The sequence below is a fragment of the Achromobacter sp. 10T422 genome (assembly GCF_056394065.1).
This window is the reverse complement of the sequence record NZ_JBFTHD010000002.1, coordinates 391,579-406,209: the sequence shown is the minus strand read 5'-3', so window position 1 is coordinate 406,209 and position 14,631 is coordinate 391,579. Positions and strand designations below refer to the sequence as shown.

The window sequence follows — 14,631 nt, the reverse complement described above, 5'->3', positions numbered from 1 at the left end:
CTTAGACGCGCGCCGCCAGCCAGGCACGCATCAGCGCGCGCGCTTCGGGCGTGTTGTCGATCACCCAAGGTTCCATGGCGAACGCCACGACGCGCTTGGCGCCGTAGCCGCGAGCCACTTCCCACTGCTGCTTCACGCGGTCAAAGTCAGCCGAACGCGCCTTGAAGGTAGACCCATCGGTGCTGCCCGAAGGCAGCTCTTCGAACAGTTCCAGGATCAGGTCGAACGAGGCGCGGCGCGCCAGCAGCATGTCATGCAGCGGCGCCAGCGCCTGATAGTTCGCCAGGCCCGCCACGCCCACGCCATCCTGAATCATCGGATGGATGCGCACGCGATCCAGAATGCCGCTCCACAGCTTCATCAGCGAACCCTCGGTGGGCAGGCGGCTGTGATAAGTGGAGATGCAAGGCACGCCGCGGCTGGTTGCCTGCGCCGTGCGCGAAAACGCGTCCAGCCACGGGATCAGCTGCGCCTGCCTTTCTTCAGACGCCCAGTTGTATTGCTCAAGTTCGTAGGGCAGATACCAGCCGCGAAACGCGCGGCGCTTGGGCCAAGGCGCGGACTGCATATACGCCACGCCACGGGCGCGCGTCTGGTCCAGATAACCGGTAAACGCCGCCTTGTCCTTGCCGGCCAGCACATCCCACCAGCGCTGGTCATAAGGCAGGCCCACATGCACGCCCAGCCCCTGGCGTTCGGCTTCGTCGAAGATCATGCGCAGCACGGCGTCGGGCGCCATCCAGTCATCCGGACGGCCGCCTTCCAGGCCCGCCCATTGCAGGAAGATCTCGCGGCAGCCCAGCCGGCGATAGGCCGACAAGCGCACGCGCCAGTCTTCAGGCTTCAGCTCCAGGTGGCTGCGCCAAAGCTGCAGGAACGTGGCGTTCAAGGACAGGGGCGGCGCGCAAGCCGCCAGCGGGGCCAAGGCGCCCAGCGCCAGCGCCTGAAACAGGCGCCGGCGGGTGGGGGATGCAAGCAGACAGCGTGTCAGGAGAAGAACCTGTACTGTCTTTAACCGCGGTTACCGAACAGGCCGCCCAGCGAGGCCAGCAGGTCGGTCGGGTTGAAGGGCTGGCCGGGTTGCACCTCGCCTTGCGGCGTGGCCTTGTCGACCAGTTGCGGCAACAAGGACGACAGCGAACCCAAGACGGAATCCGTGTCCTGGCCGGTTTTGGCGGCCAGTTCATTGACGACGCCAGGGTCCAGCACCGCGCCAAGCTGGTCGGGGCTGACCGGCAGGTTCTGGCCTGTGCCGACCCAGGACGCCACGATTTCGCTTAAACCGCCCTTCTGGAAGCTGGCGATCAGGCCGCTCAGCCCACCCGGGTACTTGTTCAATTGTTCGATCAGGGCAGGCAGCAATGACGCGGAGCCCCCTTGCTGACCGCCACCGGCCATCGAGGCCAAGGTATCCAACAGACTCATCATCGTGCTCCTGAAAAATCGGAAAACCAGTATAGGGCGGTGGCTGGCGTAACGCATGTCAGCCCCGTTACCGGGGGCCGGATCTTTGCAAAACTTGTAAATCTGGCGGGGTTCAGCCCGGTGCTTTATTGGCGGCGGACGCTTTCAGTGCCTTCAATGCCTTCTGCCCCGCGCGGCCGTCCGGGGGCAAACCCAGTTCGCGCTGCGCGGCCTGCAAGGCTTGACGGGTCCGGGCGCCGATCATGCCATCGGGTTCGCCGACGTCATAGCCTTTGGCAATCAGCAGCCGTTGCAGCTCGCGCCGTTCCGCCCGCGACAGGCCGGGGTCATCGGTTGGCCAGGCTTGAACTAGCGGCCCACCGCCACGCAGCCGATCCGAAAGATGCGCGATAGCCAGCGCATAGCTTTCCGCGGCGTTGTACGAATACAGCGCATCGAAATTGCGCGTGACCAGGAAGGCGGGGCCGTTGCGTCCAGCGGGCAGCAACAGGCCTGCGGGGGTGTCGCCGACCGGCAAGGCTTGCCCATCCACGCGCGTCACCCCTTGCTTGGCCCACGACGACATCGGACGCTTGTTCTTGCGCCCGGCGCCCGATGTGTCCAGCCCAGCAGGCAGCTTGACCTCGTAGCCCCAGGCCAGCGACGGATTCCAGCCGGCGCGCTTCAAGAAATTGGCGGTGGACGCCAGCGCATCGGGCACGCTGTCGACCAGATCGCGGCGGCCATCGCCATCAAAATCCACGGCCAGCCGCAAGTAGGTGGACGGCATGAACTGCGTCTGGCCGAACGCGCCCGCCCAGGAGCCCACCAGCCGGTCGGGCGCGATGTGCTCGTCCTGGATGATCTTCAGCGTCGAGAAGAACTCACCCCGGAAATACGCCTGGCGGCGGCCAAAGCACGACAGCGTCGATAGCGAGGTCAGCAGCGGCCGGCCACCCAGCGTACGGCCGAAATTGCTTTCCACGCCCCACACCGCCGCAATGGTGGCCGGGTCTACGCCATAGCGCGAGGCGGCGCGGTCCAGGTCGGACTGCCAGCGCGCCATGCCGGCCTTGCCATCCGCCACGCGCTCGTCATCGACCAGCCCGGCCATGTAATCCCAGATGGGCGTCTTGAATTCGGGCTGGGCGTCCAGCAGGTCAATCACCGCCATGTCGGGCGTCAGGCCCGCGGTGTGCGTATCGAAGGTGGCGCCGGACACACCCGCTTTCAGCGCAGGGCCGCGCAATTGCGCGAGGCAGGTGGCGAATGGGTCAGCGGCGTGGGCGGTCGCGATGCAAAGCGCCCCCGCCAAGGTCAAGGCGGCGCGGGGTAGCACGGAGGCCAATCGGGAGGTCATGCGAAGAATTCCTTTGGGGTCGAATCAACCCGCTTGCAGCGCGGCGAGTTCGGCGTCGTCGAAGCCGGCCGCACGGCGGGCCTCCAGGTTGAAGGGGCCGCGCAAGCGGGGGGCGTCATAGCGCTGCGCCAGATCGGCATAGCAGGCCACGGGTTCGTAGCCCGCTTGCGCGCAAAGCAGTTTGAACCAGTGGTTGCCGATGGCGACGTGGCCGATCTCATCACGCAGGATGATGTCCACAATGGCGGCGCTATCCGCATCCCCCGCCCCGGCCAATTTGTTGCGGATCATCGGCGACGCATCCAGGCCGCGCGCCTCCAGCGTGCGGGGCACCAGCGCCAGCCGGGCCAGCAGGTCGCCGCGCGTGCGTTCGGCCATGTCCCACAAGCCGTTGTGCGCCGGAAAATCCCCATAGGCATAGCCCAAGGTGTCCAGCCGCTGGCGCAGCAGATCGAAGTGATAGGCCTCTTCGCGGGCGACACGCAGCCAATCCCGGTAGAACGCATCGGGCATACCGGCGAAGCGCCAGAGGATGTCCAGCGCCAGATTGACCGCGTTGAATTCAATATGGGCCAGCGCGTGCAGCAACGCCGCGCGCCCTTCCAGCGTGGCCATGGAGCGGTGCTTGACCAAGCCGGGCGCCACCAATTCTGGCCGCGCGGGCCGGCCGGGCAACCCTTGCGGCGTCGAGAATTCGCGCTGGCAGTCCATCACGGCGCTATCGCTGATTGCGCGCACCGCCGCCATTTTCTCGGGCCACTCGCGCGCGGCAAGCGCGGCGAGAGCCTGGCCGCGAAGGCAGTGCGAGCCTGACCCTTCCTTGGCGGAAGGGGTCGTGTTGCTATCCATGATGTCTGCGAATCCCAAGCGGCGCGAAGCCGCCGCAAAACCTGAAAAAAACGAACGGTTTCAAGACCGTGCGTTGACGAAGACTTTATCATTCACGAATGGATTCCCTGCGCTTGACCATTGAAACCGCCCTGTCCCGCATCGACGCCCAAGCCTGGGACGCGTTGGCCGGGGACCAGCCCTTTCTGCGGCACGCGTTTTTGTGCGCGCTGCACGAAACGGGCTGCGCCGCGCCCGAGACGGGTTGGGCGCCGCATTATCTGGCGCTGTGGCGCGATGGTGGGCTGGTCGCAGCCACCCCGCTCTATCTGAAATCCCATTCTCGTGGCGAATACGTGTTCGACTACGCCTGGGCCGACGCCTTCCAGCGCCACGGCATGCGCTACTACCCCAAGCTGCTGTCGGCCATCCCCTTCACGCCGGTGACGGGTCCGCGCCTGCTGGCATCTAACGATGAAGACCGCGCCACGCTCGTGCGCGGTTTGGTGGCCTTTGCCGAAGAGGTCAAGGTGTCGTCGCTGCATCTGCTGTTTCCGTCTGACGCCGATATGCGCGTGCTTCGCGAAGCCGGTTTCATGATTCGCGAGAGCGTGCAGTTTCATTGGACCAACGACGGCTTTGCGGACTTTGACGCGTTCCTGGCGCGAATGAGCCACGACAAGCGCAAGAAAATCCGGCAAGACAGAAAGAAGGTGGCCGCCGCCGGGCTGGCGTTCCGGTGGCTGCGCGGCAGCGATATTCAAGAGGCCGATCTGGCCTTCTTCTATGACTGCTATTGCCGCACGTATTTTCAGCACGGCAACCCGCCTTATCTGAATCGCGACTTCTTTCTGCGCGCCTACCGCGAACAACCCGATGCCTTTGTGCTGATCATGGCCGAGCGCGAGGGCGAGCCGGTGGCGGCGGCGTTAAATCTGGCGGGCGGCGATGCGCTTTACGGGCGCTACTGGGGCGCGACGGAATACGTGCCGGGGCTGCATTTCGAGACCTGCTACATGCAGTCCATCGCGTATTGCATCGCGCACGGCATTGCACGTTTCGAAGGCGGCGCGCAGGGCGAACACAAAATGGCGCGCGGCCTGTTGCCCACGCCAACGTGGTCGGCGCATTGGGTCGCCCACCCCGGTTTCGCCGAGGCGATCCAGAACTTCCTGGACGAAGAAACGTCGGCGGTGACGGACTATTTGGGTGAATTGGAAGCGCACACGCCGTTCAAGGGCAGCGCGTAGGCAACGCGTAGGCAACGCGTAGGCAACACGTTTACAGGAACCGGTCCAGCAGTTTACGGCTGTGCTTGTCCAGCGACAGGATGTCGCGCACTAGATAGAAGATGCCGTGGCTGTCGGCGATCAGCAGCGTCTGCGGGCTGAGCCGGCGGATGTCTTCTTCGCCGCGCAGCGTGAACGACGTCGGGCCGCGATCGGTTTCCACCTTCCAGGTGCTGGGCGTGGCAAACGTGGACACGCTGGCCAGCTTGCGGATTTCGGGCATGAATTCACGGCCCGCCAACTCTTCCTCGATCAGCGCGCGCGGCTCAGCCGGAACGTCGGACAGGTGTTCGATCCACACCAGCTCGTGGCCGTCGGCAGTCACCAGCGACAGGCCGCGGCCCGCTTCACTGATCGGAAAGGCGCGCACGGGCAGCACGCCTTCGTGCATTTCGCCATCGGCGGATTGGTATTCCAGGCGCCCGAAGGCATTGCGGCGCAATTGAAAGGTGGGCAACGTCATGACGATAATCCTGGGTCCGCGTCAGGCCACGGCGGCGATGTTTTCGCCGTCCGACGCTTGGGCGTCGGCTTCCGCCTGGCGCGCCTGCGCCTGGTAGAGACGATAGTAGGCGCCCTCGCGGGCCATCAATTCTTCGTGCGGCCCTTGCTCCACGATCTGGCCACGATCCAGCACAACCAGGCGATCTGCTTTGCGCAGCGTGCTCAGGCGGTGCGCGATGGCGATAGTGGTGCGGCCGCGCACCAGATTGTCCAACGCCTTCTGAATTTCCTTTTCCGTGGTGGTGTCCACCGACGACGTGGCTTCGTCCAGGATCAGGATGCGCGGGTCGATCAGCAAGGCGCGCGCAATCGAAATACGCTGGCGTTCACCGCCGGACAAGGCCTGGCCGCGCTCACCTACCAGCGAATCGTAGCCATGCGGCAGGCGCAGGATGAACTCGTGCGCATGCGCCGCGCGGGCGGCGGCCACGATTTCATCGCGCGTGGCGTCAGGCTTGCCGTAGGCGATGTTCTCGGCAATGGTGCCGAAGAACAGGAACGGCTCTTGCAGCACCAAACCAATATTGCGGCGGTAGTCGGCCACGCGCACCGAACGGATGTCGGCGCCATCCACCAGCACCGCGCCTTCGGACACGTCGTAGAAGCGGCAGATCAGGTTGATCAGCGTGCTCTTGCCCGACCCGCTATGGCCTACCAAGCCGATCATCTCGCCCGGGGCGATGGTCAGGTCCAGTCCGCGAATGACTTGCCGATTACCGTAGCGGAACCCCACATCGCGCAGTTCGATGCGGCCGTTGATGTGCGGCAGCTTGGCCGGATTCTGTGGTTCGGGAACGCTGGAAACGTGGTCAAGAATATCGAAGATGCGCTTGGCGCCCGCGGCCGCTTTCTGCGTCACCGAGACGATGCGGCTCATGGAATCCAGGCGCAAATAAAAGCGCCCGATATACGCCAGGAATGCGGCCAGCACGCCCACCGTAATCTGCTTCTGCGACACCTGCCAGATACCAAAAATCCACACCACCAGCAGGCCCACTTCCGTCAGCAACGTGACCGTGGGCGAGAACAGCGACCACGTCGTGTTCACGCGGTCGTTCACTTCCAGGTTGCGGTTATTGGCTTCGCGAAAGCGCGCCACTTCGCGCTTTTCCTGTGCAAACGCCTTGACCACGCGGATGCCCGGAATGGTGTCCGCCAGCACGTTCGTGATCTCGGACCAGATGCGGTCGACCTTTTCAAAGCCGTGGCGCAAGCGGTCGCGCACCGCGTGGATCATCCAGATAATGAACGGCAGCGGCACCAGCGTAACCAGCGCCAGCCAGGGGTTGATGGACACCAGAATCACCGCCGTCATGACGATCATCAGGATGTCGGTGGCGAAGTCCAGCAGATGCAAAGACAGGAACACGCAAATGCGGTCGGTCTCACTACCGATACGGGAAATCAGATCGCCCGTGCGCTTGCCGCCGAAATACTCCAGCGAGAGCTGCTGCAAGTGTTCATAGGTGGTGGTGCGCAAGTCGGCGCCGATGCGCTCACTGACCCACGCCAGAATGTAGGTGCGCGCCCAGCCCAGCCCCCAGGCCAGGATGGCGGACGCCAACAGACCGCTCAGGTAGAGGCGGACCTTGCTGTAATCAATGGGTGCGCCGTTCTGGAACGGAATCAGCACGTCGTCCATCAGCGGCATCGTCAGGTACGGCGGCACCAGGGTCGCAGCCGTGCCCAGCAACGTCAGCACAAAACCGGCCAGCAAAGCGCCACGATACGGCCGGGCAAAACGCCACAGGCGCAACAGCGCCCAGGTGGAAGACGGCGCCGCCTGCTCTTGATTGCAGGTGGGGCATTCTTCCTCGCCCGCGGGAATAACGTTATTACAGATGGTGCAGTTGCGTTCCTGCGGCGCCTCTTCCTGATGGCCGGACAGGCGGATCGCCTGTTGCGACTCGAAGTGCGACAAGAGGCGCAGCGCGGCCGGATTGCGGGCCAGCGTGAAACGCCAGATGGCCAGACGCGCGGTGTCGTCGTGCAATTCCAGCACGGCGGCGCCCGCGTGATCGGTAAGATTCAGCGTTAATTGGGGGCCATAGACCCACGATTCCCAGCCGTTATCGGCAGCATTACGAGCCAATAGCCGACGGTCGGTAGCTGCAATCAGCCCCGGCTGGAACTTCAGCCGCTGGTCCAGGTCTATTTCAACCCAGGCCAGCAAGGTTTCGCCGTCCGCTAATTCAGCGCGGATTTCATCCCGCCAGGCGGCAGGAAAGGCATCGGCAAGGCCAGAAAGCAGGTGTGGTTTTTTCATTGGAACGCATACCGGGCCAGGACTCTGCCCTACTAGGCGGCAACCGGTTTACCACCAACGGCGGCAAACGTGTCCCTTCCTTACAACACAACGAGTTCACGCCTTGAAGGCGTCGTATAGTAGCAGCCGATTTTTCTAATTAGGAATATCTGGGATCCCCCACTCGTTGGCATTATTCTTAAAGCGCAACCCCATAAATTTGCCAGTAAATTCGCGGTCTTACATAGGGGCGTCCGCGCGTGCCAACCTGCTTCTCAAGTAAATTAAAACATGAAAAAGAAAGACATTGAATTTCTCGATGTCGTGGCTTTGCGCGGCCCGAACATTTGGACGTATCGCCCGGTCCTTGAAGCGTGGGTGGATATTGGTGAGTTGGAGGACTATCCGTCCAACACCATTCCCGGGTTTTACGAGCGCCTGTCTGAATGGTTGCCGTCGCTGATCGAGCACCGTTGCAGCCCCGGCGTCCGCGGCGGCTTCCTGGCCCGCCTGAAAGAAGGCACCTGGCCCGGCCACATTCTTGAACATGTCACGCTGGAATTGCAGAACCTGGCCGGCTTGCGCGGCGGTTTCGGCAAAGCCCGCGAAACGTCGACCCGCGGCGTCTACAAAGTGGTGGTGCGCGCCTGGCAGGAACAGGTCACCCGCACGGCGCTGAACGAAGCCCGCGACCTGGTCATGGCGGCCATTGAAGACCGCCCGTTCGACGTGCCCGCCACTATTGCCAAGCTGCGCACGCTGGTGGACCGGCACTGCCTGGGTCCCAGCACCGCCTGCATCGTGGACGCCGCCGATGACCGCGACATTCCCTACATCCGCCTGTTCGAGGGCAACCTTGTGCAGTTCGGCTACGGATCGGCCCAGCGCCGCATCTGGACGGCCGAAACCGACCGCACCAGCGCCATCGCCGAAGGCATTTCGCGCGACAAGGACCTGACCAAAGAACTGCTGTCGACCTGCGGCGTGCCGGTGCCGGAAGGCCGCCTGGTGCGCAGCGAAGACGACGCCTGGGAAGCGGCCGAAGACATCGGCCTGCCCGTTGTGGTCAAGCCGTACGACGGCAACCACGGCCGTGGCGTATTCACCAACCTGACGACCCGCGAAGAGGTGGTGTCCGCCTACCGCGTGGCGGTGGACGAAGGCAGCGGCGTGATCGTCGAGCGCTTCGTGTTGGGCAACGAACACCGTTTGCTGGTGGTGGGCAACCGCATGGTGGCCGCCGCCGCCGGCGAACCGGCCTGGGTGACGGGCGACGGCAAGTCCACCATTACCGAACTGATCGACAACCAGATCAATATCGACCCGCGCCGTGGCCGCACTGAAAACCATCCGCTGAACTTTGTGCGCCTGGATTCCGCCGCCCGGCTGGAAATTGCGCGCCAGGGCATGTCGGAAGACAGCGTGCCGGCCGACGGCCAGCGCGTGTTGGTGCAGCGCAGCGGCAACGTCGCCTTCGACGTGACCGACCGCGTGCACCCGAGCATTGCCGCCACCGTGACGCTGGCCGCCCGCGTGGTGGGCCTGGATATCGCGGGCGTGGACCTGGTGGCCGAAGACATCACCCGGCCGCTGGCTGAGCAGCGCGGCGCCATCGTGGAAGTCAACGCCGGCCCCGGCCTGCTGATGCACCTGAAGCCCGCTGACGGCACGCCGCGCCCGGTGGGCCGCGCCATCGTCGACCATCTGTTCCCCGAAGGCGATGCGGGCCGCATCCCCATCGTGGGCGTCACCGGCACCAACGGCAAAACCGTGGTCGCGCGACTGGTTGCCCGCCTGCTGCATCTGTCGGGCAAGCGCACGGGCCTGGCTTGCAGCGAAGGCCTGTACCTGGACCGCCGCCTGGTGCAAAAGGGCGACCGCGCCGACTTCGCGTCGGGCACCCGCCTGCTGATGAACCGCAACGTGGATGCCGCCGTCATCGAAAACGACAGCGGCGTCATCCTGGGCCAAGGCCTGGCTTATGACCGCTGCCAAGTTGGCGTCGTCACCAACATCGACGACGCCGACCATCTGGGCGACTTCGACATCAACGAGACGGAGCGCATGTTCAATGTGTTCCGCACGCAGGTTGACGTGGTGCTGCCGACGGGCGCCGCCGTGCTCAACGCACGCGACCCGCGCGTGGTGGAAATGGCCGAGCTGTGCGACGGCGCCGTGATCTTCTTCGGCATCGACCCCGCCCTGCCCGCCATCGCCGCCCATCTGCAACAAGATGGCCGCGCCGTATTCGTGCGCGACGGCAGCATCATCCTGGCGCAAGGCGCCCGCGAAGAACGGCTGGCCGATGTGGCCGCGATTCCGCTGACGCATGGCGGACGCGTGGCCTTCCAGGTGGAAAACGTGCTGGCCGCCGTGGGCTCCGCCTGGGCGCTGGACATCCCCGTGGAACTGATCCGCGCCGGCATCGAAACCTTCGATATCGACCAGGCCGACGCGCCGTGGCAGTTCACGCTGTTTGAGCGTAACGGCGGCACCGTGGTGGTGGACGACGTGCACAACGCCTCGGCGTTGCGCCCGCTGATCGCCGCCATCGACCAGTTCCCGTCGACGACGCGCGCCGCGGTTTACTCCGCCGGCGCCGACCGCCGCGATGCCGATCTGATCGAACAGGGCCGCCTGCTGGGCGACGCCTTTGACCGCGTCGTGCTCTATGACGACAAGACCGTCAAGAGCAAGCGCCCCGACGGCGAGGCGCGCGCGCTGCTGCGCCAGGGCTTGTCGCAAGGCAGCCGCGTGAAAGACATCCAGGACGAGCCGGACCATGGCAAAGCCATCGAGAGCGTGCTGAACGGCATCGCGGCGGGCGACTTCGCGCTGCTGCAATCCGACGAAGCCTTCTCTGGCCCCACCATCGATCTGGTGCGCCGCTGGATTCAACAATACTGACAGGAATACCTGCCATGGAAGTTTCCCGTATCCGGGCCCTGCGCGGCCCCAATCTGTGGAGCAAGAACACCGCGATCGAGGCCATTGTTTCGTGCGCCGACGCCGAGTGCTCCATCGACAACCTGCCCGAGTTCGAAGCCCGCCTGCGCGCACGCCTGCCACAGATGGGGCTGATGCGCCCGGAAGGCCATCAAGACGCCGTGTCGATTGCCCACGTTTTGCAGATCGTAGCGTTGACGATGCAGGCGCACGCCGGCTGCCCCGTCACCTTCGGCCGCACGCACTCGACCATCGAGCCCGGCGTGTTCCAGGTCGTTGTCGAATACAGCGAAGAAGAAGTCGGCCTGCTGGCGATGGACCTGGCGCAGCAGCTCGTGCGCGCCGCGTTGGATGACACGCCGTTCGACCTGGCTGACGCGCTCAAGCGCCTGCGCGAACTGGACGAAGACGTGCGCCTGGGACCCAGCACCGGGGCCATCGTGAACGCGGCCGTCGTGCGCAATATTCCGTTCCGCCGCCTGACGCAAGGCAGCATGGTGCAGTTTGGCTGGGGCAGCAAGCAGCGCCGCATCCAGGCCGCCGAAACCGACCTGACCAGCGCCATCTCGGAATCGATCGCACAAGACAAAGACCTGACCAAGATGCTGCTGGACGCCGCCGGCGTGCCGGTGCCGATGGGCCGTTCCGTGACCACGGCTGAAGAAGCCTGGGAAGCCGCGCAGGAATTGAACGGCCCCGTGGTCGTCAAGCCGCGCGACGGCAGTCAGGGGCGCGGCGTGGCGGTCAACATCGAAACGCGCGAGCGTGTGATCCAGGCCTTTGAAGTGGCCGAAGAAATCAGCTCGGAAGTCATCGTTGAACGCTATATTCCCGGCCACGATTTCCGCTTGCTGGTGGTGGGCGGCGCGCTGGTGGCGGCATCGCGCCGTGACCCGCCGCAAGTCACGGGCGACGGCCAGCAGACCATCCGCCAACTGGTGGACCAGGTCAACGCCGACCCCTTGCGTGGCGATGGGCACGCAACGTCACTGACCAAGATCCGCTTTGACGACATTGCCTTGGCCACGCTGAAAAAGCAGGGCTTCGACGCCGATTCCGTGCCGCCTCCCGGCACGCTGATCTTCCTGCGCAATAACGCCAACCTGAGCACGGGCGGCTCGGCCACTGACGTGACCGACGAAGTGCACCCCGAGATGGCCGCGCGCGCCGTGTCGGCTGCCCGCATGATCGGCCTGGATATCTGCGGCGTGGACGTGGTGGCGCAAAGCGTGCACTACCCGCTTGAAGAGCAGCACGGCGGCGTGGTGGAAGTGAACGCCGCGCCCGGCCTGCGCATGCACTTGAACCCCTCGTTCGGCAAGGGCCGCCCGGTGGGCGAGGCCATCATCGCCAACATGTACGCCGACGGCGACGACGGCCGGATTCCGGTCGTGGCCGTGGCCGGCACCAACGGCAAGACGACCACGGTGCGCCTGACCGCCCACATTCTGGGCACGGCCGGCAACCGCGTTGGCATGACGAATTCCGACGGCGTCTACGTAGACAACCTGCGTATCGACACGGGTGATTGCAGCGGCCCGCGCAGCGCCCGCAGCGTGCTCATGCACCCCGACGTCGACGCCGCCGTGTTCGAAACGGCGCGCGGCGGCATCCTGCGCGAAGGCTTGGCGTTTGACCGCTGCAATGTGGCTATCGTCACGAACATCGGCATGGGCGACCACCTGGGCCTGGGCTATATCAGCACGGTGGAAGACCTGGCGGTCGTCAAGCGCGTCATCGTCCAGCATGTGCATCCGTCCGGCACGGCGGTGTTGAATGCCGCCGACCCGATCGTGGCCGAGATGGCGTCCAGCTGCCCGGGTTCGATCACCTACTTCGCCGAAGACCGCAATCACCCGGTGTTGGCGACGCATCGCGCGCAGGGCCTGCGGTCGGTGTATCGCGATGGCGACGCCATCGTGGCGGCCCAGGGTGCGGAAGAAACCCGTTTTCCGCTTGCCGAGATTCCGCTGACGCGCAACGGCACGATCACGTTCCAGGTCGAAAACGCCATGGCGTCGATTGCCGCTGCTTGGGCGTTGAACCTGGATTGGGACATCGTTCGCCGTGGCCTGGCCACCTTCGTCAACGACGCGCAGACGGCCCCCGGCCGCTTCAACGTGTTCGACTACCGCGGGGCCACGGTGATTGCGGACTACGGCCACAACCCCGACGCCATTCTGGCCCTGGTGCGCGCGGTGGACGCCATGCCCGCCAAGCGCCGGTCGGTGGTCATCAGCGGGGCGGGCGACCGCCGCGATGAAGACATCCGCATGCAGACCGAAATCCTTGGCGCGGCGTTTGACGACGTGCTGCTGTATCAGGACCAATGCCAACGTGGCCGCGCCGATGGCGAAGTGCTGGCGTTGCTGCAAGAAGGCCTGGTCGGCGCGCCGCGCACCCAGCATATCGAAGAGATCCATGGCGAGTTCCTGGCCATCGATACCGCGCTGGGTCGGCTGTCGGCCGGCGATCTGTGCCTGATCCTGGTGGACCAGGTGGAAGAGGCGCTGGAGCACATTGCGCAGCGTATCGCGCAGGGCTGACCCCGCGGCCGCAGCCTGACAGCGGCAACGGCAATGCAAACGGGGCGCTCAGGCGCCCCGTTTGCATGATTGGCCCAATCTTTCAGCCCCTACCTGGCAGCACACCTATCTGGCAGCGCCCTTACGTGCTTGGCGTCACCACTGCGGGCACCGTGGCCTGATACCGATCCGTCACGTGCGTGCACCCTACTGCCGCCATGGCGGCCAGCGCCAGCAAGATTGCGCTGCAAAGTCGTTGCGTCATGCGTACCCTCTCCCTTTCCTGTTGATGAACCTCGACGAGTTCCGTCACGACTATACCGGGGCGCACCCCCATCGGCCAGGGCGAATATCGCGCAAAAACCCCGTATCTCCCGTTACTAGCCCCGCTCAAAAGGGGACAAAACATTGCGGGAATGTAACTCTTGAGCGGCATTCCTCGGCTGCCGATTTCCGTCGAAAAACCGGGCTACAGGGGGCCAATTCGGCAGTTACATTTACCCACAGCCAGGTTTGACAGCCCCTATGGCCGACTCGTACGGTAGGGGCTAGCTGATCAGTGTCCAACTCAACCGCGAATGCAGGACTTATAGGCCATAAGCCTTGTGTCGCACGCAGACAAAGAGAGGTCACCATGAATAACGACATCATCGCCGGCAAGTGGAAGCAACTGACCGGCAAGGCCAAAGCGGCCTGGGGTGAACTCACCGACGACGAGTTGACCCGTACGGAAGGCAACGCCGAACGCCTGGCTGGCTTGATCCAGGAGCGTTATGGCAAGACCAAGGAAGATGCTCAGAAGGAAGTCCGGGATTTCTTCGACCGCAATCCCTGATTCCTGCCCCGCCTTGATCGGTCGAAACTTCTGGAGAAGCTGACATGTTGCATTACGCCGTAGTTTTCTTCGTCATCGCGATCATCGCGGCGGTTCTCGGCTTTGGCGGCATTGCCGCCGGGGCCGCGGGTATCGCCAAGATCCTGTTCTTTGTCTTCCTGGTGCTGGCGCTCTTGTCCATCTTGAGCGGCGCCCTTCGAAAGAAATAGAACACGCAGATAGCACGGATACCCAACACGAATATTGAACGTCTGGCGCATGAACCATCACGGCGCCAGACAATACGAAAATAAGGAGCACGACTATGGAAATTCGCAAGCTGATCGCCGCCGCCGCACTGGGTACGGGCGCTGTCTTCACTTCCATGGCATTTGCGGCCGATGACGGCAAGCCGAAGCAGTCCGTGGGCGAGTACGCCTCTGACGCGACGGTCACGACGAAGGTCAAGGCCGCCTTCGTTGCCGACAAGCAATTGAGCGCGCTGGACATTGCAGTGGAAACCAACAACGGCGTCGCCACCCTGACGGGTACCGTCGGCACCGCAGCCGAAGCCGATCACGCAGCCACCGTCACCCGTGGCGTGGAAGGCGTGAAGCAAGTGATGAACAACATCAAGGTCGACCCGGCCAAGAACAAGAAGTAAGCAAGGCCGCATTCCATACCGAGGCCTAGAGAGCCAAACGGCGCCCGTGTCT

13 protein-coding genes are annotated in these 14,631 nt (G+C 64.2%); 6 read left to right on the top strand and 7 right to left on the bottom strand.

The features are described from left to right. Window position 1: 1 nt before the first annotated feature. The 4 genes from AC1DB0_RS05970 to AC1DB0_RS05955 form a co-directional block, all read right to left on the bottom strand. Window positions 2-925: a DUF4434 domain-containing protein gene (locus tag AC1DB0_RS05970; protein WP_476757660.1), complete on the bottom strand. Its 924-nt coding sequence runs from the start codon at window positions 923-925 to the stop codon at window positions 2-4. An 86-nt stretch (window positions 926-1,011) separates the two neighbouring features. Further along, on the bottom strand, window positions 1,012-1,425 hold the full coding sequence (locus tag AC1DB0_RS05965; RefSeq protein ID WP_054423777.1) for a YidB family protein: 414 nt from the start codon (window positions 1,423-1,425) through the stop codon (window positions 1,012-1,014). A gap of 112 nt (window positions 1,426-1,537) precedes the next feature. Then, window positions 1,538-2,764 carry a lytic murein transglycosylase gene (locus AC1DB0_RS05960; protein ID WP_476757661.1) on the bottom strand — a complete coding sequence of 409 codons (1,227 nt, stop codon included), beginning with the start codon at window positions 2,762-2,764 and terminating at the stop codon, window positions 1,538-1,540. Window positions 2,765-2,788: 24 nt separating this feature from the next. After that, on the bottom strand, window positions 2,789-3,613 hold the full coding sequence (locus AC1DB0_RS05955) for a ferritin-like domain-containing protein (RefSeq protein WP_476757662.1): 825 nt from the start codon (window positions 3,611-3,613) through the stop codon (window positions 2,789-2,791). A gap of 98 nt (window positions 3,614-3,711) precedes the next feature. Between AC1DB0_RS05955 and AC1DB0_RS05950 the strand changes: the two genes are divergently transcribed. After that, complete coding sequence (locus AC1DB0_RS05950; RefSeq protein ID WP_476757663.1) at window positions 3,712-4,842, top strand: GNAT family N-acetyltransferase; 1,131 nt, start codon at window positions 3,712-3,714, stop codon at window positions 4,840-4,842. 31 nt (window positions 4,843-4,873) lie between these two features. Here AC1DB0_RS05950 and AC1DB0_RS05945 read toward each other — a convergent pair whose 3' ends face one another. Both AC1DB0_RS05945 and AC1DB0_RS05940 read right to left on the bottom strand, forming a co-directional pair. After that, window positions 4,874-5,344 (bottom strand): cyanophycin metabolism-associated DUF1854 family protein, encoded by a 471-nt coding sequence (locus AC1DB0_RS05945; protein WP_175169657.1) that lies wholly within the window; start codon window positions 5,342-5,344, stop codon window positions 4,874-4,876. 21 nt (window positions 5,345-5,365) lie between these two features. After that, window positions 5,366-7,651: a cyanophycin metabolism-associated ABC transporter gene (locus AC1DB0_RS05940; protein ID WP_054423783.1), complete on the bottom strand. Its 2,286-nt coding sequence runs from the start codon at window positions 7,649-7,651 to the stop codon at window positions 5,366-5,368. A 270-nt stretch (window positions 7,652-7,921) separates the two neighbouring features. On the opposite strand from AC1DB0_RS05940, the gene cphA (AC1DB0_RS05935) reads away from it, so the two are divergent. Together cphA (AC1DB0_RS05935) and cphA (AC1DB0_RS05930) are read left to right on the top strand one after the other, a co-directional pair. Beyond that, window positions 7,922-10,537: a cyanophycin synthetase gene (gene cphA / locus AC1DB0_RS05935; protein ID WP_175169656.1), complete on the top strand. Its 2,616-nt coding sequence runs from the start codon at window positions 7,922-7,924 to the stop codon at window positions 10,535-10,537. Between the two features lie 14 nt (window positions 10,538-10,551). Beyond that, on the top strand, window positions 10,552-13,122 hold the full coding sequence (cphA, locus tag AC1DB0_RS05930; RefSeq protein WP_175169655.1) for a cyanophycin synthetase: 2,571 nt from the start codon (window positions 10,552-10,554) through the stop codon (window positions 13,120-13,122). A 121-nt stretch (window positions 13,123-13,243) separates the two neighbouring features. On the opposite strand, the gene AC1DB0_RS05925 is transcribed toward cphA (AC1DB0_RS05930), so the two are convergent. Beyond that, complete coding sequence (locus AC1DB0_RS05925) at window positions 13,244-13,366, bottom strand: hypothetical protein (protein ID WP_476757664.1); 123 nt, start codon at window positions 13,364-13,366, stop codon at window positions 13,244-13,246. A 369-nt stretch (window positions 13,367-13,735) separates the two neighbouring features. On the opposite strand from AC1DB0_RS05925, the gene AC1DB0_RS05920 reads away from it, so the two are divergent. From AC1DB0_RS05920 to AC1DB0_RS05910, 3 genes are all read left to right on the top strand, one after another. Next, window positions 13,736-13,936, top strand: a complete 201-nt coding sequence (locus AC1DB0_RS05920) for a CsbD family protein (protein ID WP_054423793.1) — start codon at window positions 13,736-13,738, stop codon at window positions 13,934-13,936. A gap of 44 nt (window positions 13,937-13,980) precedes the next feature. After that, the gene (locus AC1DB0_RS05915; RefSeq protein ID WP_006218179.1) at window positions 13,981-14,145 is read left to right on the top strand and encodes a DUF1328 domain-containing protein; all 165 of its coding nucleotides are present in this window, start codon (window positions 13,981-13,983) and stop codon (window positions 14,143-14,145) included. Window positions 14,146-14,240: 95 nt separating this feature from the next. Further along, the gene (locus AC1DB0_RS05910; RefSeq protein WP_054423796.1) at window positions 14,241-14,579 is read left to right on the top strand and encodes a BON domain-containing protein; all 339 of its coding nucleotides are present in this window, start codon (window positions 14,241-14,243) and stop codon (window positions 14,577-14,579) included. Window positions 14,580-14,631: the final 52 nt, after the last annotated feature.